The sequence below is a fragment of the Nonomuraea sp. NPDC005692 genome (assembly GCF_040631115.1).
In the GTDB taxonomy this organism is placed as follows: Bacteria; Actinomycetota; Actinomycetes; order Streptosporangiales; family Streptosporangiaceae; genus Nonomuraea.
Genome location: NZ_JBEXYU010000031.1, coordinates 57,038 through 77,165, shown reverse-complemented (window position 1 = coordinate 77,165; position 20,128 = coordinate 57,038). Strand labels below are relative to the sequence as shown.

At 70.9% G+C, this 20,128-nt stretch carries 19 protein-coding genes and 1 tRNA gene; 12 read left to right on the top strand and 8 right to left on the bottom strand.

The features are described 5' to 3' along the window. Nucleotides 1-159: 159 nt before the first annotated feature. The 6 genes from ABZ459_RS41570 to ABZ459_RS41545 are packed head-to-tail and all read left to right on the top strand — an operon-like array spanning nt 160 to nt 4,665. The gene (locus tag ABZ459_RS41570) at nt 160-1,890 is read left to right on the top strand and encodes an MDR family MFS transporter (RefSeq protein WP_357983052.1); all 1,731 of its coding nucleotides are present in this window, start codon (nt 160-162) and stop codon (nt 1,888-1,890) included. Next, on the top strand, nt 1,887-2,306 hold the full coding sequence (locus ABZ459_RS41565; RefSeq protein WP_357983049.1) for a hypothetical protein: 420 nt from the start codon (nt 1,887-1,889) through the stop codon (nt 2,304-2,306). Before ABZ459_RS41570 ends, ABZ459_RS41565 begins: the two co-directional genes overlap by 4 nt. Next, complete coding sequence (locus tag ABZ459_RS41560; RefSeq protein WP_357983046.1) at nt 2,303-2,539, top strand: hypothetical protein; 237 nt, start codon at nt 2,303-2,305, stop codon at nt 2,537-2,539. Before ABZ459_RS41565 ends, ABZ459_RS41560 begins: the two co-directional genes overlap by 4 nt. 13 nt (nt 2,540-2,552) lie before the next feature. Further along, nucleotides 2,553-3,038 (top strand): universal stress protein, encoded by a 486-nt coding sequence (locus ABZ459_RS41555; protein ID WP_357983043.1) that lies wholly within the window; start codon nt 2,553-2,555, stop codon nt 3,036-3,038. Nucleotides 3,039-3,067: 29 nt separating this feature from the next. Further along, nucleotides 3,068-3,799 (top strand): M15 family metallopeptidase, encoded by a 732-nt coding sequence (locus ABZ459_RS41550; RefSeq protein WP_357983040.1) that lies wholly within the window; start codon nt 3,068-3,070, stop codon nt 3,797-3,799. Between the two features lie 11 nt (nt 3,800-3,810). After that, a complete protein-coding gene (locus ABZ459_RS41545) occupies nt 3,811-4,665 on the top strand; it encodes an NUDIX domain-containing protein (protein ID WP_357983037.1) in 855 nt (284 codons plus the stop codon). 30 nt (nt 4,666-4,695) lie between these two features. Here ABZ459_RS41545 and ABZ459_RS41540 read toward each other — a convergent pair whose 3' ends face one another. Further along, entirely contained in the window at nt 4,696-5,031 is a 336-nt protein-coding gene (locus ABZ459_RS41540) for an STAS domain-containing protein (RefSeq protein ID WP_357983034.1), read from the bottom strand. A gap of 36 nt (nt 5,032-5,067) precedes the next feature. Here ABZ459_RS41540 and ABZ459_RS41535 point away from each other — a divergent pair. Next, a tRNA-Ser gene (locus tag ABZ459_RS41535) sits at nt 5,068-5,154 on the top strand. 1 nt (nt 5,155) lies between these two features. Here the strand turns inward: ABZ459_RS41535 and ABZ459_RS41530 are convergent. After that, nucleotides 5,156-7,300, bottom strand: a complete 2,145-nt coding sequence (locus ABZ459_RS41530; RefSeq protein ID WP_357983031.1) for an AAA family ATPase — start codon at nt 7,298-7,300, stop codon at nt 5,156-5,158. 114 nt (nt 7,301-7,414) lie between these two features. Between ABZ459_RS41530 and ABZ459_RS41525 the strand changes: the two genes are divergently transcribed. Continuing rightward, nucleotides 7,415-8,371: an NAD(P)H-quinone oxidoreductase gene (locus tag ABZ459_RS41525; RefSeq protein ID WP_357983028.1), complete on the top strand. Its 957-nt coding sequence runs from the start codon at nt 7,415-7,417 to the stop codon at nt 8,369-8,371. Between the two features lie 5 nt (nt 8,372-8,376). Next, nucleotides 8,377-8,892 carry a bacterial proteasome activator family protein gene (locus tag ABZ459_RS41520; protein ID WP_125641062.1) on the top strand — a complete coding sequence of 172 codons (516 nt, stop codon included), beginning with the start codon at nt 8,377-8,379 and terminating at the stop codon, nt 8,890-8,892. Here ABZ459_RS41520 and ABZ459_RS41515 read toward each other — a convergent pair. Continuing rightward, nucleotides 8,883-9,662, bottom strand: a complete 780-nt coding sequence (locus ABZ459_RS41515; RefSeq protein ID WP_357983024.1) for an HAD family hydrolase — start codon at nt 9,660-9,662, stop codon at nt 8,883-8,885. The genes ABZ459_RS41520 and ABZ459_RS41515 overlap by 10 nt on opposite strands. 250 nt (nt 9,663-9,912) lie before the next feature. Between ABZ459_RS41515 and ABZ459_RS41510 the strand changes: the two genes are divergently transcribed. After that, nucleotides 9,913-10,116, top strand: coding sequence for a cold-shock protein (locus tag ABZ459_RS41510; protein ID WP_043619750.1), 204 nt, complete (start codon nt 9,913-9,915; stop codon nt 10,114-10,116). A 327-nt stretch (nt 10,117-10,443) separates the two neighbouring features. Continuing rightward, nucleotides 10,444-11,811 (top strand): hypothetical protein, encoded by a 1,368-nt coding sequence (locus tag ABZ459_RS41505; protein ID WP_357983021.1) that lies wholly within the window; start codon nt 10,444-10,446, stop codon nt 11,809-11,811. Here the strand turns inward: ABZ459_RS41505 and serS are convergent. The 4 genes from serS to ABZ459_RS41485 all read right to left on the bottom strand — a co-directional run bounded on the left by serS (nt 11,775) and on the right by ABZ459_RS41485 (nt 15,763). After that, complete coding sequence (serS, locus tag ABZ459_RS41500) at nt 11,775-13,037, bottom strand: serine--tRNA ligase (protein WP_357983018.1); 1,263 nt, start codon at nt 13,035-13,037, stop codon at nt 11,775-11,777. The genes ABZ459_RS41505 and serS overlap by 37 nt on opposite strands. A 96-nt stretch (nt 13,038-13,133) precedes the next feature. Then, on the bottom strand, nt 13,134-14,054 hold the full coding sequence (pheA, locus tag ABZ459_RS41495) for a prephenate dehydratase (protein ID WP_357983015.1): 921 nt from the start codon (nt 14,052-14,054) through the stop codon (nt 13,134-13,136). Between the two features lie 73 nt (nt 14,055-14,127). Then, on the bottom strand, nt 14,128-14,550 hold the full coding sequence (locus ABZ459_RS41490; protein ID WP_357983012.1) for a DUF4446 family protein: 423 nt from the start codon (nt 14,548-14,550) through the stop codon (nt 14,128-14,130). Nucleotides 14,551-14,572: 22 nt separating this feature from the next. Then, nucleotides 14,573-15,763 carry a glycosyltransferase 87 family protein gene (locus tag ABZ459_RS41485; RefSeq protein WP_357983009.1) on the bottom strand — a complete coding sequence of 397 codons (1,191 nt, stop codon included), beginning with the start codon at nt 15,761-15,763 and terminating at the stop codon, nt 14,573-14,575. Between the two features lie 357 nt (nt 15,764-16,120). Between ABZ459_RS41485 and ABZ459_RS41480 the strand changes: the two genes are divergently transcribed. Beyond that, a complete protein-coding gene (locus tag ABZ459_RS41480) occupies nt 16,121-18,541 on the top strand; it encodes a hypothetical protein (RefSeq protein ID WP_357983006.1) in 2,421 nt (806 codons plus the stop codon). Here the strand turns inward: ABZ459_RS41480 and mptB are convergent. Beyond that, on the bottom strand, nt 18,426-20,048 hold the full coding sequence (mptB, locus tag ABZ459_RS41475) for a polyprenol phosphomannose-dependent alpha 1,6 mannosyltransferase MptB (protein WP_357983003.1): 1,623 nt from the start codon (nt 20,046-20,048) through the stop codon (nt 18,426-18,428). The two genes, ABZ459_RS41480 and mptB, sit on opposite strands and share 116 nt — an antisense overlap. Nucleotides 20,049-20,128 lie beyond the last annotated feature (80 nt).

Genomic DNA, 20,128 nt, shown 5'->3' with positions numbered 1-20,128 from the left:
TCTACTCAGGAATAAAGTCACTTGCCGCGCGGCTAGTAAACATGCGTATACTCAACATTGGACAAGTGCGTATGAAGGGGATGTGGTGTCTTGGTAGCCCAGGCACAGGCCGCGCCCCCCGCCCGAAGGCAGTACACCCACCGCGAGATCCTCGAAGTCATGTCCGGGCTCATGCTCGCCATGCTGACGTCGATGATCTCCACTTCCGTGGTGGGCACCGCGTTGCCGACGATCGTGGGGGAACTCGGCGGTCAGGACCAGTACTCATGGGTGGCCAGCGCCACCATGCTGACGATGACGGTCTCGACACCGTTGTGGGGCAAGCTGTCCGATTTGTTCGGGCGGAAACTGCTCTTCCAGACCGCTCTCGGTCTGTTCGTGGCGGCTTCACTGGTGGCCGGTCTGTCCCAGAACATGGGACAGCTCATCGCGGCACGTGCCGTACAGGGCCTGGGCGTGGGTGGTTTGTCGGCACTTGCGCAGGTGATCCTGGGAGACATCGTCTCGCCGCGTGAGCGCGGCCGGTACTCCGGCTACATGGGGGCCGTCTTCGGGATCTCCACCGTCGCGGGGCCGCTGCTCGGCGGGTTCATCGTGGACACCGACTGGCTCGGCTGGCGCTGGTGCTTCTACGTCGTGGTGCCGTTCGCCATCGTCGCGTTCGCGGTGGTGCAGAAGGTGCTGCGGCTGCCCAAGGTCAAGCGGAACACCTCGATCGACATCTGGGGCGCGACGACCATCACCGCCAGCGCGGCCTCGCTGATGCTGCTGCTGACGCTGGGCGGCAACGAGTTCGAGTGGAACTCGTTCTGGACCTACTTCCTGGCCGCGTTCGCCGTGCTCATGCTGGCCCTGGCGGTGCTGGCCGAGCGTACGGCCCGCAACCCGATCCTGCCCCCGCGGCTGTTCAGGAACCGCACGTTCGTGCTCACCAGCGCGGCCTCGCTGTTCGTCGGCATGGCCATGTTCGGCGCGATGATCTACCTGCCGCAGTACCTGCAGATCGTCAAGGGCCTGAGCCCGACGAACTCGGGTCTGATGACGCTGCCCATGGTGGTGGCGCTGTTCCTGGCGGGCGTGATCTCCGGCAAGATCGTCACGAACACCGGCAAGTGGAAGATCTTCCCGGTCGTGGGCCTGGTGATCGTGGCCGTCGGCCTGTTCCTGCTCTCCCGGCTGCACGTCGACTCCAGCGAATGGCTCATCGGCTTCGACGTGGGCGTGCTGGGCATCGGGCTCGGCCTGTCCATGCAGATGCTCATCCTGGCCGCCCAGAACGGCTCCGAGCTGCGCGACATGGCCTCGACCACGGCCGGCGTGTCGTTCTTCCGCTCGCTCGGCGGCGCGATGGGCGTCGCAGGCTTCGGCGCGATCCTGACCAACCGGCAGGCGAGCGAGTTCGCCGACCTCGTGGCCCAGGCCCGCCTCCACCTGCCCAGCACCGGGCAGAAGCTGGGCAGCCCCGCCGCCATCCAGCACCTTCCCGAGCCGATCAAGGGCATCATCCTGGAGTCCTTCACCCGGGCCCTGGAGACGGTGTTCCTGGTCGGCGTGCCGATCGCCCTGCTCGGGTTCCTCGCGGCGCTCTTCCTGAAGGAGCTGCCGCTGCGCGGCACCACGATGCCGGCCGGCCCCAAGCCCCTCGGCAAGGACGACCTCGTCCTGGCCGGGCTGCTCCTGGAGCTCATCGCCCAGCGCGTCGAGCGGTCGAACGGCCAGCCGTCCGCGCTGCTCTCCGCGGTCGCCAGGATGGCGCCGCCCGACGGCCGCCCCGAGCGCGAACGCGCCTGGGCAGTCGCACAGAACGTGCTTCGGCCCACCTCGCGCGCCCTCATCGCGCAGGCCACGCCGGCGCAGCAACACCTCGTATCCGGAGGAGTCTCACAATGATTCGCAAGTTCGTGGGCGCCGTAGCGGCGGCCCTGGCGGTCATGGCCGGCCTGTGGCTGATGATCGCCCCCTTCGCCCTCGGCACGCAGCCCCAGAACGCCGACTGGACCGACCCCACCACCACCGAGTTCTTCTCGGGCCTGGGCGTGACCGTCTTCGGTCTCGTGGGCGTCATCGGCTTCGTCCTGGCCATCTACGAAGAGCTCGTGATCCGTGGGCTGGTGACCGTCAAGCAGCGCGTGGAGCCGGAGCCCGAGCCCGTGCCCGCCGCGCCGCAGGCGTCCTCCGCCGAGCTGGCGAGCCTGCTCGCCCCGCTCGTGGAGGCGTTGCGCGAGGACATGCACAACCCGAGCCGCGGCGGTGAGCACCGTCAGAACGGCAAGACCACCCTGGTGGGTCTGGAGGAGTCCCGATGAAGGCCAAGCTGGGCATTTCCGCCCTCGTGCTGCTGTTCCTGACCGGACTGTGGCTGGTCGCCGCGCCGTTCGCGGTCGGCTACCAGCCCCGGGGCGCGGCGTACGCCGACGCGACCGTCAACGACCTGTGGGTCGGCGGCGGGCTCGCCGCCGTCTCGTTCGTCGCCCTGGTGATCTACGCCGCCGACTCACTGCGCGAGCTGGCCCGCCGCGGCAAGCACGCGGACCTCTGACGCGAGTCGTGCCGTGTTCGGCGGTAGCACAGACCCCGGCTGGGAGCCACTGGAGGGCCGGCTCCCGGCGGGGCAGTTCGAGATCGGCAAGGACGGCGCCGGGCTGCTGGTCGTCGGCTTCGACGGGTCGGACCCCAGCCGCAACGCGCTCGCGTACGCGGCCGGCCTGGCCCGGCGGGACGCCGCCGCGCTGCTCGTCGTGTTCGTGGAGCCGATCAACAGCACCACGTTGTGGTTCTTCGCCGGCTCCCCGATCATCCCGGACAGCGCGGCCGACCTCACCGACGACCTCCGGGACGAGCTGAGGGGCGTGGGCGTGCCCTGGCAGTTCGTCAGCGTCCGCGGGGACACCGCCCGCGAGCTGGAGGCGCTCGCCGGCTCCTACCGGGCCGACGCCATCGTGGTCGGCAGGTCGCGCTCCTCCTGGCACGCCATGGGCGGCTCGGTGGCCGTCGGCCTGGCGAAACGGGCTCGCCGTACCGTGCTGATAGTCCCCTGACCTGGCATGACGTCGCATATGGTGGCCAGATGAAACGTACCGCCGCCATCGCGTTCGTGGTGCTCACGTCCGTTTCGTGCGCAGGGCAGGAGCCCGTCGCCTCGTCCGGCGCCACGCCCGCGCCTTCGGCGCCCGCGTCCGGGACGACGTCGCCCACGACCTCGCCCACGAGCGAGCCGAGCCCGGCCGCCCCGCCGCCGTTCACCTCGAAGGTCACGAAGGTGTCGCGCGACCGGCTGCCGTACTCGTGGCGGCCCGGTTGCCCGGTCTCCTACCAGGACCTGCGGCTGGTCACCATGTCCTTCTGGGGCTTCGACGACAAGCCGCACACCGGCGAGCTGGTCGTCCGCAAGACGGTCACCGACGACATCGAGACCGTCTTCCGCAAGCTGTACGACTGGCGCTGGCCCATCCGGCAGATGAAGCTGGTCGACGTCTACAAAGGCGACGACTTCGCCTCCATCGAGGCCGACAACACCTCGGCATTCAACTGCCGTCGCGCGACCGGGTCCAGCAATTGGTCGAACCACGCGTACGGCCAAGCGATTGACATCAATCCGCGCGAGAACCCATATGTCACTGCAAGCGGTGGCACCGCACACCAAAATGCCAAGAGGTACACCAACCGCCCAATGAAGGGTAAAGGTGTGGTAAACCCTGGAGACAAGGTCGTAAGGGCCTTCGCCGACGTCGGCTGGGAGTGGGGCGGCTACTGGGCGGGCGCCAAGGACCTGCAACATTTCAGTAAGGGCGGAGGCTGAGACAATCCCTCATGGCGGCTAAGGACGGCGACGGCTGGGCCGAATGCGGGCTCGGACACAGACATTGGGGCATCCACGGAGCGTCGGGCCTGCTCCTCGTCCACCATGACCCGCTCGGCGTGCCCCACGTGCTCATGCAGGAACGCTCCTTGTGGAGCCACCACGGCGGCACCTGGGGGCTGCTCGGCGGCGCCCGCGACAGCCACGAGGACGCCGTCGCCAGCGCGCTGCGCGAGGCCCACGAGGAGGCCTCACTCGGCGGCGACGGGTTCCGCGTCCAGGGCGTCTACCTCGACGACCACGGCGGCTGGACCTTCGAGACGGTGATCGCCGAGTCCGCCGAGCTGGTGCCGGCCAAGCCCGCCAACAGCGAGAGCACCGACCTGCGCTGGCTGCCGCTGCCCGAGGTGGCCGGCCGCAGGCTGCATCCCGGCTTCGCCGCGACCTGGGACCACGTCCAGGCCGCCATCCGTCCCGAGACGATCGTGCTCGACGTCGCCAACATCATCGGCGCGCGGGCCGAGCGCGGCTGGTGGAACGACCGGCTGGGCGCGGCCACCCGCCTGCTCACCGAGGTGGCGGAGCACAGGTTGTTCCACCCGGTGTTGTCGCAGTGGTTCCCGCGGGTGGTCGCGGTCGTGGAGGGCGCGGCACGAAGCACCCCCGAGATCCCCGGGCTGCAGGTCGTCGCGGCCACGGGCAGCGGCGATGACGCGATCGTCGACGTCGTGGCCCAGGCCAAGCCGTGGGAGCGCGTGCTCGTCGTCACGGCCGACCGCGGGCTCAGGGAACGGGTCGCCGAACTGGGCGCCGAGATCGAGGGCCCCCGCTGGCTCCTGTCACAACTCGGCCGGGACCGCCTCTGAACCGGCAGCACGACTGAACCGGCAGCACGTCTAAACGGGCAGCACGTCGTCGAAGACGGCCTTCAACCCGGTCACGTCGAGCACCCGGCGCAGCACGCCGTGCACGCCGAACAGGCGTAACGAGCCGCCGCGCCCGGCGACCGCGCGCTGGTGCTCCACCAGCGCCCACAGGCCGCTGGAGTCGCAGAAGTCGAGATGGTGGGCGTCGATCGCGAGGTCCACGAGCCCTTCGGCGGACAGCTCGGCCAGCCGCTGCTTCAGCAGGGGCGCCGTGAGCTTGTCGAGGTCTCCGGCAAGGCGCACCGTCGTGTCGCCATGACCACGCTCCACCTCGACGCCCAGATCCGCCACCTCCTGAACGTACACCCCTGCCACCACAGCCGCTATCGTGGTGTCCGCACAGGAGGGTTCGCATAGTGGACGAGTGCAGCCGCCTTGAAAGCGGCCAGGTCAGCGATGGCCTCGTGGGTTCGAATCCCACACCCTCCGCTCACTCGCGCACACCCGCGAACCCGTCGCCCACGCTGGCGGCGAGCTGCAGGTAGGCCTCCCTGGTCGCCTCCTGGAGCCGGTCGAGGTCGATCTCCGCGCCCTCCTCCAGGTGCGGGTCGTACGGCACCCTGATCACCGCGCGGCACCTGGCCGCGAAATGGGCCTCCAGCTTTCTGATGTCCACCGCCGACTTCGACCGCGGCCGGACGCTGCACAGCACCACGGTCGCGTTCTTCACCAGGTCGGCGTAGTGGTGGGCCTCCAGCCAGTCGAGGGTGGCCGAGGCGGCCCTGGCGCCGTCCACGGAAGGGCTGCTGACCAGCACGATCTGGTCGGCGAGCCCGAGCACGCCGCCCATGGCGGAGTGGAGCAGGCCGGTGCCGCAGTCGGTGATGCAGATGGAGTAGAAGTTCTCCAGCACCTGGGAGACGGCCTGGTAGTCGGCGCCGCTGAACGCCTCCGACACCGACGGGTCGCGGTCCGAGGCCAGCACCTCCAGCCGCGAGGGCGCCTGCGAGGTGAACGCCCTGATGTCCACGTACCGCTTGACCTGGTCGCGCTCGTTGAGCAGGTCGCGCACGGTGGCGGAGGTCTCCAGCACCAGCTTGTCGGACAGCGTGCCCCGGTCGGGGTTGGCGTCCACGGCGATGACGCGGTCGCCACGCATCTGCGCGAGCGTGGCGCCGAGCCCGACCGTGGTCGTGGTCTTGCCCACGCCGCCCTTCAGGCTCAGCACGGCCACCCGGTGGTGGCCGGTGGTCACGGGGGTGCGTGCCCTGGTCACCAGCTCGCGGCGACGGCGCACCTCCGGCGCCTCGCCCGGCTTGATCCAGCCGCCGGACGCCTTGTAGACCAGACGCCGCCAGCCCTTCGCGGGCGCGTTGCGCCTGCCGCGCAGCAGCGACTCCGGGTCGAGGCTGTCGGCGGTCGGCCGGCCGGTGAGCGGCGGGCGCTGCGGCGCGGTGAAGACGGGGATGGGCGCCGGACGCCGCCGGCGCTCGTGCGGCGGCGGGATCTCCCGCTCGGCCGGCCGCCACTCCTGGCGCTCGTTCCACTGCGGGCGCTCGTCCCGCGCGGCCTCCTGGGGGGCGGGGGCGGGCTCGCCGTGCGCGAAGTCGGGCCGCTGGGGGCGGCCCTCGCGGAAGGAGGTGTCGGACCACTGCGGCCGCTCGTCCCAGCGGGGCCGCTCGTCGGCCGGCGCCTCCTCGACCGCCTCCCTGCGTACGGGCTCGCTGCGTACGGGCTCCCTGTGTACGGGCTCGCTGTGTACGGGCTCGCTGTGTACGGGCTCGCTGCGTACGGGCTCCTCTCCGCGGACGGGCTCCTCGAACCCGCGCGGCGGCTCGGCGGCGGCGGGCTCGGCGGGCTCGACCGGGACGGGCTCGTCGAACGCCCTGGGCGGCTCGGTACGGGCCGGCACGTCGAACGCACTGGACGGCTCGGTGCGGGCCGGCAGGCCGAACGCCTCGGGCAGCTCGGTGATCATCGGCTGCGTCTCGTTCGACTGCTCGGCGGGCCGCGACCAATCGCCGAGCGACGGCCAGCCCGGCTCCTCGCTCTCGCGCGCCTGCTCCTCGCCCTGCTGCCGGTTCTGCTCCCGGACCTGCTCCTCGCCCTGCTCCTGGCTCGGCTCCTGGCTCGGCTCCCGGCCCTGCTCAATGCCCTGCTCGGCGCCCTTCTCCCCGCTCTCCGCCCGCTCGGGCGGCGTGAACGTCAAGGAGTAGCTGTCGGTGTCGTCAGGCCGCGGCAACGGCTTGAGCGGCGCCAGGAAGGGGTCCTCGGACCGGCCGAGGCTCACCGGCGGCGCGGCCGGCTCGCTCGCCGCGCTCTCCTGCCCCCTGCCGCTGTCCTGCGTGGCGGCCCTGTCCAGCCACTCCCCCGCCTCGCTCTCGGCCTCGGGCAGGTCCTCGGCCGCCGCGTGGCCGTACACGGAGTCGACGGCGGCGCGGAACAGCGGCGGCGTCGGCGTGTCGTGCGGGGTCGGCACGAGCAGCCAAGGGTCCTTGGGGTACGGCGAAGCGACCGGCTCGTCCGCCGACGCGGACGAGGCTCCGACGGAGACCGGCGTCTCCTCCGTCTCCTTGATCGCGTCCAGCCAGGCCAGCTGTTCCTCGAGAGATTCTTCTCGATCGTGTCTTGCCACCGTGTTCCCCCTCGGGTGGGTCTAAAGGGGCAGCAAATACTTTGCAGGTTAACGCCACGCCTTCCCGCGCAGCCCGGCAACCCACAACTTCTTTGCCCGGCTACCGTGGATCGCATGCGAGCCATTGAGATCACCGAGCCGGGTGGACCCGAGGTCCTGGAATGGCGCGAGGTGCCCGATCCGGCCGTCGGACGCGGCGCCGTGCTCATCGACGTGGTGGCCTCGGCGGTCAACCGCGCCGACGTCCACCAGCGGATGGGCTTCTACGACCCGCCTCCCGGCGCGCCGCTGTACCCCGGGCTGGAGGTGTCGGGCGTGGTGGCCGCGGTGGGTGCGGACGTCGAGCAGTTCAAGGCCGGCGACGAGGTGTGCGCGCTGCTCGCCGGCGGCGGTTACGCCGAGCGCGTGGCGGTGCCCTGGCAGCAGGTCCTGCCGGCGCCGCAGGGCGTGCCGCTGGCGGAGGCGGCGGGGCTGCCCGAGGTGGCGTGCACGGTCTGGTCGAACGTGTTCATGGTCGGCCGGCTGCGGCGCGGCGAGACCCTGCTGGTGCACGGCGGGGCCAGCGGCATCGGCACGTTCGCGGTGCAGCTCGCCAAGGCGCTCGGCTCGCGGGTGGCGGCCACGGTCGGGTCCGAGGCGAAGGCCGAGCAGGTCAGGAAGCTGGGCGCGGACGAGGTCGTCAACTACCGCGAGGAGGACTTCGCCGACCGGGTGGAGGCCGACGTCATCCTCGACATCATGGGCGCCAAATACCTGGCGGCCAACGTACGGGCGCTGCGCAGCGGCGGCCGGCTGGTGATCATCGGCCTCCAGGGCGGCGGAAGGGCCGAGCTCGACCTCGGCGCGCTGCTGACCAAGCGGGCCTCCGTCCACGGCACAACGTTGCGCGCCCGTCCGGTCGACGAGAAGGGCGTCATCGTCCGGAGCGTCGTGGACAACGTCTGGCCGCTGGTCGAGGCGGGGGCCGTACGTCCCGTGGTGTTCGCGAGGGTACCCATGGCAGAGGCAGCCGATGCACACCGAATGTTGGATTCGGGAGAGCACGTCGGCAAGATCCTGCTAGTACGGTGAGTGTTATGAATGCTGAGGACAACAACACCCCTCACATCGTGGTGGTGGGCCCCGACTTCCAAGGTCAGGGCGATAGCGGTGATGAAGAGCGCTCGGTCACCAACCTGGTCGAGCAGCCCGCCAAGGTGATGCGCATCGGCAGCATGATCAGGCAGCTTCTGGAGGAGGTGCGCGCCGCCCCCCTCGACGAGGCCAGCCGCAAGCGCTTGAAGGAGATCCACGAGTCCTCCATCAAGGAGCTCGAGGACGGTTTGGCGCCGGAGCTGGTCGACGAGCTGGAACGGCTGTCGCTCCCGTTCACCGACGACAACGGCACGCCCCCCAGCGAGGCCGAGCTGCGCATCGCGCACGCCCAGCTCGTGGGCTGGTTGGAGGGTTTGTTCCACGGTATCCAGACCACCCTGTTCGCCCAGCAGATGGCGGCGAGGGCCCAGTTGGAGCAGATGCGCAGGGCGCTGCCCGGCGTGCCGCAGGGTGACGAGGGCCACCGGCCGCCGAGCGGGTCGGGCCCCTACCTGTAGAGCCGCTCCAGCACCTGAGCGACGCCGTCCTCGTCGTTGGACGCGGTCACGTGATCGACCGCGGCCAGCACGTCGGGGTGGGCGTTCGCGACGGCGTACGACGTGCCTGCCCAGCTCAGCATGGGCAGGTCGTTCGGCATGTCGCCGAAGGCGACCACCTCGGCCGGCTTGATCTCGTGCCGCCCGGCGAGCGTGGCCAGGGCCGTGGCCTTCGTCACGCCCTGGGCGCTCATCTCGACCAGGCCGCCGTGGCTGGAGTGGGTCGCGGTCACCAGGTGCCCCACCAGGTCGTGCACGGTCGCGTGCAGCTCGTCGGCGCCCATGTCGGGATGGAGGGCGAGCAACTTGGCGCAGGGCTGGGCGGTCAGCGCGTCACGGTCAATCCGGACAACTCCGACACCCTTGCGATCGAGACCGCCGAGCCGGAAATCGGACTCATGCGCAAAACCACCTTCATACTCGACCGAAAATGCGAGACCGGACACGTTCGCTCGTAGCTGAGCGACGACTTCCCCGAGCACGTGGACGTCGATGAGGTGAGATTCCACTATCCGTTCGGTATGGAGATCGTAGATCAGTGCGCCGTTGGCGCATACGGCCAGGCCACGGTGCCGTACGGCGCCCGCGACCTCCCTCATCCACCTGGGCGGCCGTCCGGTCACGAAGACGAGTGCGGCCCCGGATTCCTCGACTTTCGCGAAGGCCGCAGCCGTCCGGGGAGACACGGTTCCGTCGGCGCGCAGGGCGGTGCCGTCGAGGTCGGTGGCCACTAGGCGCGGCGGTGCAAGGCTTCGCATAACAGGTTCCAGTTTGCCCGGTGATGCCGCCTGACAGAAATCTTCGTAGGGACGGGAACACCAACGCGCCAGAATGGTGTTAGATGTGATGGCGTTGTATTAGCTGATCCCGTAGTGAAAACCAGCATGACTTTGTCTGAGCCACCCCGGGTGCTTGCTGTACGACACACCGGGATCCACGAGGTGTGGGTCCCATAGATTCACATCCTGAGGGAGAGCTTTTATGGCTCAGGGAACCGTCAAGTGGTTCAACGCTGAGAAGGGCTTCGGCTTCATCGCCCCGGACGGCGGTGCGCCGGACGTGTTCGTGCACTTCTCCGAGATCGTCGGCAACGGCTACCGCAGCCTTGAAGACGGCCAGCGGGTCGAGTTCGAGATCACGCAGGGACAGAAGGGGCCGCAGGCCTCCCAGGTCCGTGCTATCTGACCTGTAGTTCGCAAGTAAGGCCGGGGTCCGCATTCCAGCGGACTCCGGTCTTTTTGCTTCTCGCCCCGGAACCTTCACTCGGCCCTCGACAGAGCCTGAAGAGGCCGTGGCGGCTCCGACAGGCATCGTTCGGCCCTCCCCATGTCCGGACATGTACTCGCGCGTCAGGGGCCGCCTGAAGCGTCCGCCGATGCTCGTCCACAGGTGGATGACGGTCTGTGGACAAAGGGGAGTTTCACAAATCAGTCACGGCCTCGGGCGGGGCCCAACTTCCCTCCGTCTCCCGCCATCCACCCGTATATGAGGTACGCGTGGTTATGTCACCCCGTGACCATCACCGGGGTCATCCTGCTCCTGCTCAACGACCACCTCTTCAAGCCGCTCTGGCCCGGCCTCCTCACCGGCAAGCTCAGTGACCTGGCCGGACTCGTGGTCACCCCCGCCCTTATGGCACTGCTCCTCGGACGCCGCGCCGACCTGGCGGCCACCGTCCTGACCGGCCTGCTGTTCACGTTCATGAAGACCACGGAGACGGGGGCCGATCTCGCCTCCCAGGGCTGGAGCCTCGTGGCCGGGCCCTCGCGCGTCCTGGCCGACCCCACGGACCTGATCGCCCTACCCGCCCTCGCCCTGGCCTGGTGGGTACGGCAACGCAGCGCCGGCACCGACTCCCCGCGCCGGCGGATCATGGTTACCGTGCCGCTGGCCGTCCTGGCCGTGACCGCCACGGCAGCGTCCGTCCCGCCGTCGGCGGCCCTGTCCGTCGACGTGACCGAGTCGGGCAAGATCGTTGTTGGGACGACCGGCGCGGAACAGCGCTCCCGCCTCTCCGACGACGGCGGGACGACCTGGACCGACGGAACCGCCCCCACTTCAGCCCGGACGTCCATCAGCGCCCAGTGCGTGCCCGGCCAGGCGACCCGCTGCTACCGCGTCCGCCAGAACCACCTGGGCGTGGACCAGTCGGACGACGGCGGCCTGACCTGGCGCCCCTCCTGGCCCCCGTCCCCCGACGGGGGCCTCCGGCTGACCAGGAAGTACGGCGCGGACGAGAGCATGCTCATGTCCTACGACCTGGCGGTCCAGGCAAGGCCCGGCGGGCACGTCGTGGTCGTCGCCAACGGCGTGGACGGCATCCTGGTCAGGGACGTGTCAGGCGCCTGGCGCCGCCTCGGCTGGTCCTACACCCTCGACGCCGTGCAGGCCGACGAGGTGGACCTCAGCCCCGAGCGCAGCATCGCGCTCTTCCTGGCCGTGTGCATGCTGCTGGGCGGCGTCGGCGCCAGGATGCGCAGGTATCAGGCCGGGTTCGCGATCTCAGGGATGATCGGGGCGCTGGCCGTGTTCGCCGCACTGGACAGCGAGGCCGGCGAGGTGGTGTTCGTCAACCTCACCGCCGTGTTCGGCTGGGCGGTGGCGCTGGCAGCCGGGCTGGTGTGCTTCGTACTGGCCTGTGTCGGAAAGCCGCAGCCGGTGAGCGCGGCGACCGGCGTGGTGGCCGCGCCGCTGGTCTACGCGGCCGTCTACCTGCCCTTCCAGGGCTGGGCACACGGCACGCCCGAGACCCATGGGACCGCCGTCACACTCGCGGCCCTGTTGACCGGCCTGATCGTGGTCGCGGGCGTCGCCGTCATCGCGATCGACGCCCGCCGCCACTCCTACTTGGACGGCTCCAGCACGTCGAGCCCCACGTAGGGACGCAGCGCCTTGGGAACCACCACCGAGCCGTCGGCCTGCTGGTGGTTCTCCAGGATCGCCACGATCCACCGGGTGGTGCCCAGCGTGCCGTTGAGCGTGGCCAGATGCTGCGGCTTGCCGTCTTTGTCCCGATAACGGACGGCGAGCCTGCGCGACTGGAACTCGGTGCAGTTGGAGGTCGAGGTCAGCTCGCGGTAGCGCCCCTGGGTCGGGATCCACGCCTCGCAGTCGAACTTGCGCGCCGCCGACATGCCGAGGTCGCCCGCCGCCGTGTCGATGATCCGGTAGGGGACCTCGATCTTGGCCAGCATCTCCTTCTCCCAGGCCAGCAGCCGCTGGTGCTCCTCGTGCGCCTCCTCGGGACGGACGTAGGAGAACATCTCCACCTTGTCGAACTGGTGGACCCTGATGATGCCCCGGGTGTCCTTGCCGTACGAGCCCGCCTCGCGGCGGAAGCACGACGACCAGCCCGCGTAGCGCAGCGGCAGCTCGTCGCCGCTCACGATCTCGTTGGCGTGGTAGCCGGCCAGCGCCACCTCGGAGGTGCCGACGAGGTAGAGGTCGTCCTCAGGCAGGCGGTAGATCTCCTTGTCGTGGGCCACGTGGAAGCCGGTGCCCTGCATGGTCTCCGGCTTGACCAGCACCGGAGTGATCATCGGCGTGAACCCGGCCTCGATCGCCTGCTGCATCGCCATGTTGAGCAGGCCGAGCTGCAGGCGTGCGCCGACGCCCTTGAGGAAGAAGAACCGCGAGCCGGACACCTTGGCGCCGCGCTCCATGTCGATCGCGCCGAGCGCCTCGCCCAGCTCCAGGTGGTCCTTGGGCTCGAAGTCGAACTGGCGCGGCTCCCCGAACGTCTCCAGGACGACATAGTCGTCCTCGCCGCCCGGAGGGGCGCCTTCCTCGACGATGTTCGGCACCGTCTGCATGAGCTGGTCGAGCTCGGCGGCCAGCTTCTCCGCCTCGGCCTCGGCGGCCTTGACCTGGCTCGCGAGGTCTTTGGCCCGCTGGAGCAGCGCGGCCTTCTCCTCGCCCTGCGCCTTGGAGACCGACTTGCCCATGCTCTTTTGCTCAGCGCGCATCGACTCGAACGAGGTCAGCGCGGATCGGTGGCGCTCGTCGAGGTCGAGCAGCGTTGCGACGACGGAGTCGTCCTCACCGCGGGCACGCTGCGACGCCCGTAGCCGGTCGGGATCCTCACGAAGGGTACGCAGGTCAATCACAAGGAAAGGCTACCGGCGCCCGCCCCCACCCCGCCCCCGGATTCCCCGGCACGCCCTTCGAAGGCGCCACGACCCGCGTGAACGCCCCCGGGGCGGTCAGACCTGGCCGGACCTGACGCGGGCCAGCCAGTCGGCGGCCTCGGCGAACTGGGTGTCGGCCGTGCCTCTCTTGATCTGCGGCGCGACCCCGTCGGCGCGGGGGTAGCTGCCGAGGAAACGCACCTCGCCGCAGATGCGGTGGAGCCCGGCGACGGCCTCGCCCACCCGCGCGTCGGCGATGTGCCCCTCGAAGTCGAAGTGGAAGAAATAGCGCCCGATGCCGTCGCCCGTCGGGCGGGACTCGATGCGGGTCAGGTTGACCCCGCGCACGGAGAACTCGGTCAGCATCTCCAGCAGCGCGCCCGGATGGTCGTCGGCCAGGAAGACGACCAGCGTGGTGCGGTCGGACCCGGTCGCCTCCGGCAGCGGCCCCGGACGGCTCACCTTGACGAACCTGGTCACCGTGTCGGACCGGTCGCCGATGTCACCGGCCAGCGCGACCAGCCCGTAGTGCTCGCCGGCGATGCGCGCGGCGATGGCCGCGTCGTACGGCGAGCCGGGCAGCGAGACCTCCTGCGCCGCGGCCGCCGTGGAAGGCGCGGCGACCACCACGGCGTCAGGCAGCTCTCGCGCGATGTAGGCGCGGCACTGCGTGATGGCCGCGGGATGGGTGTAGACCCGCTTGATGTGCGCGATCTCTGTGTCGGGCCTGGCCAGCAGCGAGAACTGGACCGGCAGCAGCAGCTCGGCCGTGATCATCAACGGCTCGCCCCAGGCGAACTCGTCGAGCGTCGTGGTGATCGCGCCCTCGATGGAGTTCTCCAGCGGCACGACGGCGCCGTCGGCGTCACCGGAACGGGCGGCGTTGAGCGCCGCGCTCACCGTGGCGCAGGGCAGGCGCTCGGCGGCGGGGTCAAGGAGCCGCAGGGCCTCTTCGGTGAAGGTGCCTTCCGGGCCGAGATAGGCGAGTCTGGGCATGTATCCAGAGTATCCGCAGGTGGTCGCAGCACGCCGCCCTTTCGTCGACCGCGTACGGCACTCGTACGGACACTCAGTGTGAGCCCTTGAGGACCCGCGGCGGGACCGACGGCCCCAGCCCGAGCCGGGCCGCCCGCACCGCCTGCTCCTCCTCCGGCGACAGCGGCTGCTGCCCCTTTCCGCCCACCACCGGACGCACGTACGTGCGCGTCTCGCTGGTGCCGTTGATCGAGGTCAGCACGATGCCGTCGCCCAGCCCGTTGATCATGGCCACCGAGAACGAGAGTCGGCCGCTCATCTCGGCGAGCGCGTCGTAGCGGCACACGGCCACGTCTCTGATCGCCTTGAGGTCGCCGGCGCCCTCGCTCGTCTGCCTGGCCACCCTGCGCAGACAGTCGTCGACGGCGGCCCTGGCCTGCCTGAGGCCCATGTAGCCGATGAACACGCCACTCACCCCGGCCACGAGGCCCACGACTACCCAAGCGGTAACGAGCACGCCACAGAGGGTAATACTTCGGTCAAGCCAGTTGCCGCCGTTTGGGCAACCACGATGCCAGCAGCCAGACCAGAACCAGCGCCCCGAGCCCGAACCCGTCCTGCACGATCTTCCCCAGCACCAGGCTCACCCCCGGGATCCCGGCGGCGATCAGTGAGACCCCCCACCAGGGCACGGGCACCACGTAGAACAGCCAGACCCCCGCGGCCACCCGCAGCCTGACCGGATCGCGCCCGTCGCCGACGATCGCCCCGAGCACCACGACCACCCAGGCCAGATGGTGGATCCAGGCGACCGGCGAGAGCAGCACCGCCATCAGCGACGTCAGTGCCACCGCCGTCAGCTCGTCCTTCGCCTGGTACGCCGCCCGCGCCGCCCGGAACCCGTACCAGGCCACGGCCGCCACGATCACGGCCCAGATCACGAACGTCAGCGACTCCGGCATGTACAGCCGCAGCAACATGCCCCGGATCGACTGGTTCGTCGTGGCGGTGTTCGCCCCCAGCCGCTCCGGATCGAGCAGCGCCGAGAACCAGAAGGCGGACGCGTCCTGCGGGATCACCACGAACGGCAGCACCGTCAGCACGGCCGCCACGAACGCCGCCATGAAGAACGTCCGCCACTGCCTGGTGACCAGGAAGTAGATCAGGAAGACGCCGGGCGTCAGCTTGACGGCCGTGGCCAGCCCGACCAGGAACCCCCGGGGCAGCCAGGGGCGCCGCGCCAGGCAGTCCACCAGGCACAGGGCGACCAGCAGGATGTCCACCTGCCCGAACCGCACCTGGTCCCGGATCGGCATCAGGTACGTGCAGGCCACCATGAGCAGCCCGAACACCCACGGCACGTAGGCCCGCAGCGCCTGACGGAAGGCGAACCAGACGGTGACCGCCAGCGCCGCGAAGATGCCGGCCGTCCACACCCATTGGGCGGTGCCCCAGGACATCTCGGCCAGCGCCACGGCCAGCATCGCCGCGATGGGCGGATAGGTGAACGGCAGCAGCTGGGGCGCCGGGGTGAAGAAGTCGTACACCGGACGGCCGTCGAGCAGCATCTGCCCGCCGGTACGGTAGACGTCGAGGTCGACGAGCCGTTGGTCGTCCGGGTTGGTCAGCCACGTGTGCACAAGAGGCGCGGCCGCCGCCGCGACGACGAGCGCCACCACCACCCACGCCCACCACTGCCGCCGGATCACTCGCACCTCGCCTCTTGTCACGATGTGGCACGTTACCGTGGCTGTTGATCGAGGGCGCAGACACTGGGGGTTCCGTACATGCCTTACGCCACGCTCGGGGGCGAGCACCAAGCGCGTCGCGTACGCCCCACGACCCCAGGCGCCCTCCCCCCCGGAACCGGCTCCCGCCCAGTGCGCCAAAGCGCCACCGGAACGACAGCGCACCCCCCTGCCCGGTCCCGGACTTTCACGCCCCTACAGCGCCTCCAGCCCTACAGGCTGCTGCAGCACCTCGCAGCCACCACACCCCTGAAGCACCCGAAGCCCCTGCAGCACCTCGCGATGCCCCCGCAGCAGCTCCGGACAGCAGCGCCTCGGGCGCGCCGCCATCTCATCACGGTGCTCCTCGGCCTCCTGCTCGCCGCCCTCCTCCTCCCCGCCCTCCTCCTCCCCGCCACAGCCGCCGCCGCTTCCCAGGCCGGCAGCGCAACAGCGACCGTTCAGGGCGGTGCCGAGGCCGTGCAGGGGAGTGCCGTGGCGGCGGCGGGCAGCGGCGTCGTGGGGCAAGGTGGGCCGGCGGGGCGGCGGGTCGTCGTGGTGGGCGTTCCCGGTCTGCAGTGGAGTGACTTCAGTGAGGCGGGCACGCCCACCCTGTGGAAGCTCGCCGCCCAGGGCAGCTCGGCGTCACTGTCCACCCGCGCCGTCCCGCCCAAGGACCGTGGCGTCACCTGCCCCATGGCGGGCTGGCTGACCGTCTCCGCGGGCCAGCGCGCCGGCGCCCCCGGACAGGGCTGCCCCGCCCCGGCGCCTCCTCAGCCCGCCGGGGAAGGCGCCACCGTCCCCGGGTGGCGGGAGCTGGTGGCCTTCCAGGCCGACACCGGCTACGCGGCCCAGCTCGGCACGCTCGGCCAGTTGGTGGCAGACGGCGGGGGCAAGGTGGCGGCGATCGGCCCCGGCGCCGCCCTCGCCGCCGCCGACAAGACCGGAAAAATCAACAAATACGCCCCCAGCCTCGACGGCCTGAACGACCTGACCCCCTACAACCTCATCGTCTTCGAAGCCGCCGACCTCGCCACCGCCTGGGCTCGCGGCCCCCTCGACGATCACGCGATCCCGGCCTCCCTCCCGGCCGCCGAACGCCAAGCCGCCGCAACCAGGGCGGATCAGCAGGTCGCCGCCCTGATGGGCAAGGTGCCCCCGAACACCACCGTCCTACTCGCCGGCATCTCCGACATCAGCCCGAACGCCCACCTCCACGCGGCCCTCGCCACGGGACCGTCCCCGAGCGGGCAGCCGTACCCGCAGGGGGGCCACCTCACCGCCTCCTCCACCCGCCAGGACGGCCTGGTCACCATCACCGACCTCACCGCCACCGCCATCCAGCTCCTGGGCCTGACCGCCCCCCGCGACGTGGTCGGCCGCGCCTGGCAGCCCGACGGCAACGCCCCCGCACCGGCCGCCGCCACGGTGACGCGACTGGCCGACGGCGACCTGGCCAGCCAGGTGCTCCGGGACGTACGCGGGCCCTTCTTCACCGTCCTCGTCAGCGTGCAGCTCCTCTTCTACGCCCTGGCCGCCCTGGCGCTCCGCCGCCGCCGCTCCTCCCGCGTCCGGCAGACCCCACCCGCGCCCGCCGACGCCGGCTCATCGGCCGCCGACGAGCACACGCCCGCTGCGGCCGCCGCCGTGAAGGGCGCCCCCGAGGCGAACGACCGCCCCACCCCGGCTGCGGGCGGCGACCCGGCCGACGCCTCGAAGCTGCTGGCCGCCATCCAGGTGGTGGCGACCGTCAGCGGCGCCATCGCCGTCTCCACGTTCCTGGCCCAGCTCGTGCCGTGGTGGAGCCTGCCGATGCCGATGGTCTCGGTGATCGTGACGATCCTGGCCATCGCCGCCCTGGTCACCGCCCTCGCGTTCGCCGGCCCGTGGCGCGCGCACGTGCTCGGCCCGCTCACCGTGGTCGCGGCCGTCACCTCGCTCGCCCTCCTCATCGACGTGATGACCGGCTCGGCCCTCCAGGTGAACGCCGTGACCGGCTACGAACCCGTCACCGGAGGACGTTTCTACGGCTTCAGCAACATCGCCTTCGCCGTCTACGCCACCGGCACGGTTCTCGGCCTGGCCGGGGTGGCACATTGGCTGCTCGGCAGGGGCGTCTCCAGGACGGTGGTCGTGGCGCTGTGCGGCCTGTACGGCGCCTTCGCCGTCTTCGCGGACGGTTCGCCCTCGTGGGGCGCGGACTTCGGCGGTGTCCCGGCGTTCGTGATCGGGGTGGCGGTCTTCCTCATCCTGCTGTCCGGCAGGCGGGTGTCGGTGGTGAAGCTCCTGCTCGTGGGGGTGGGCGCGGCCGCGCTGATCGCCGCCATCTCGGTCTTCGACTGGATGCGCCCGGCCGACAGGCGCACGCACCTCGGCGCGTTCGTGCAGCAGATCATCGACGGCCAGGCGTGGACGGTCGTCGGACGCAAGTTCGGGGCCATGATCGGTGTGACCGTGGGCAACTGGCCGCTGACCCTGCTCTCGCTGGTCGCGCTGGCGTTCCTGTTCCTGGTGCTGGCCCGCCCCTCGCGGTGGGGCGCCTCGGCGCTGGGTCAGGCGTACACGCTGGCCCCGCCGCTCAGGGCCGGCCTGCTCGGGACGCTCACCTGCGCCTTCGTCGGCTTCCTGATGAACGACTCGGGCATCGCCATCCCGGCCATGGCGCTCACGGTGGCGGTGCCGCTGACGCTCGCGGCCTGCGTACGGGCCCTCCAGCTCGCCACGCCCACACCACCAGCAGGACGGTCAGCGCCAGCAGCGCCCACGCGATCTGAGGCCTGAGGACGCCGCTGAGCCATTCGACGCCCGGCGGCTGCCCGTCGACCCGGGCGGGCAGGTAGGCCAGGGACAGTACCAGCAGGTGGGCGACCATGAACCCGTCGACGGCCGAGGCGCCCACCAGGGCGAGCATGCCGAACGCCAGCCCGTCGTACCAGGGCAGGATGTACGGCGTGGCGAACAGGTAGGCCACGACGAGCGCCGCCGCCACGACCGGCGCCTCCAGCCCACCAGAGGCCCCCGGCCCCTGACGGGCGGCGGACCGCCGGGACGCCAGCCGGAGCAACGCCCAGGCGACGAGCACGAGCACCACCAGCGCGCCCACCTGGATCTCACCCCGGTAAGCGCGCCCCGTGCCCACGAGGGCCCAGAGCCACCCCTGCACCAGCTTCCAGAACGAGGCGTGCGAGATCGCCTTGCTGGTGGTCGTCACCGGCGCGATCGCCTCCGGCCCGACGACCGCGTAGCCGACGACCACCACGGCCAGCGCGCCGGCCGCCATGACGGCGAGCCGCCCCGGACGGCGGCGCAGCTCCCACGCGGGCCCCAGCGCCACCAGCCCCGCGTTGAGCTTCGTCGCCACCCCGAGCCCGAGCAGCACCCCCGACGCGACCGGACGTGCCCTGGCCAGCAGCGCGGCCACCATGCAGGCGATGGCGAGGGTGTCGGCGTGCATGCCCGCGACCAGGTGGTAGTGCAGGAGCGGATTGGCCGCCCACAACAGCGCGGCCCGCAGCCGCCGGGCGGGGTCGTCCCTGGTGAAGCGGTCGATCAGCAGGGCCGTGACGACGAAGGCGGCGGCGTTGAACACCGCCAGCACGAAGATGGTCAACCGGAGCGAGTCGCCGCCGATCCAGCTCGCCAGCGCCTGGAGAGCGGTGGCGACGGGCCCGTAGACGCTGGGTTCCTCGCGCCACGGCCGCTCGACCGCGTCGGCGATGGGATCGCCCGGCAGGTCGTCGGCGCCGTGCGTGTAGGGGCTCAGCCCTAGCGTGACCATCCGGCCGTACACGGCGTAGTTGAGATGGTCGCCGGAGCCCGAGGGAGGCAGGAACGCGAGCACCCCCGCGGCGAGACAGCCGAGCAGCACCAGGGGCCGGGCACGCAGCCCGGGACGCGGCCCGGCGGCCAGCGCCGCCAGCAGCCCGACCCCGCCGATGACCAGGGCCGCGGCGGCCAGGACGAGCACCGCATAAGGATCAGGACGGGCATCCAGCCAGTACGGCGGCTGCCACCCCGGCCCGCCCAGCGCGGGAACCATGGGAGAAGGCCCGAGCAACCCGATCGTGATCGTCAGGAGCACCGAGACCGCGATCATCACCAGCCCGGGAACCGCGAGCCGCGCTCGAACGGCGTCGACCAGCCGCCCCGGTCGAGGCGCCGCCGCCCGCCCACCGGCCGCGGAGGCCCGGGCGAACACCGGCCGCCCACCCCACGCGACGACCCCGCCGCCGCCCGCCGAGAACCGGCGCCGGTCGGCGGCAGACCACGGAAGCCGCAGCGATGCCACCCAGAAAGGTGGGGCTTGTGCCTGTTTGCGGCGTCTCTCCGAAGTCACCCGCAAATTCCAGCACACTCGTCACGGCCCCA

What these genes read in the sequence shown, in the direction of transcription:
- ABZ459_RS41525 (WP_357983028.1), top strand. Translation starts at nt 7,415, where the DNA reads ATGCGAGCCATTGAGATCACCGAGCCGGGTGGACCCGAGGTCCTGGAA.
- ABZ459_RS41545 (WP_357983037.1), top strand. Translation starts at nt 3,811, where the DNA reads ATGGCGGCTAAGGACGGCGACGGCTGGGCCGAATGCGGGCTCGGACAC.
- ABZ459_RS41565 (WP_357983049.1), top strand. Translation starts at nt 1,887, where the DNA reads ATGATTCGCAAGTTCGTGGGCGCCGTAGCGGCGGCCCTGGCGGTCATG.
- ABZ459_RS41560 (WP_357983046.1), top strand. Translation starts at nt 2,303, where the DNA reads ATGAAGGCCAAGCTGGGCATTTCCGCCCTCGTGCTGCTGTTCCTGACC.
- pheA (WP_357983015.1), bottom strand. Translation starts at nt 14,054, where the DNA reads ATGCCCAGACTCGCCTATCTCGGCCCGGAAGGCACCTTCACCGAAGAG.
- ABZ459_RS41550 (WP_357983040.1), top strand. Translation starts at nt 3,068, where the DNA reads ATGAAACGTACCGCCGCCATCGCGTTCGTGGTGCTCACGTCCGTTTCG.
- ABZ459_RS41520 (WP_125641062.1), top strand. Translation starts at nt 8,377, where the DNA reads ATGAATGCTGAGGACAACAACACCCCTCACATCGTGGTGGTGGGCCCC.
- ABZ459_RS41570 (WP_357983052.1), top strand. Translation starts at nt 160, where the DNA reads ATGTCCGGGCTCATGCTCGCCATGCTGACGTCGATGATCTCCACTTCC.
- ABZ459_RS41510 (WP_043619750.1), top strand. Translation starts at nt 9,913, where the DNA reads ATGGCTCAGGGAACCGTCAAGTGGTTCAACGCTGAGAAGGGCTTCGGC.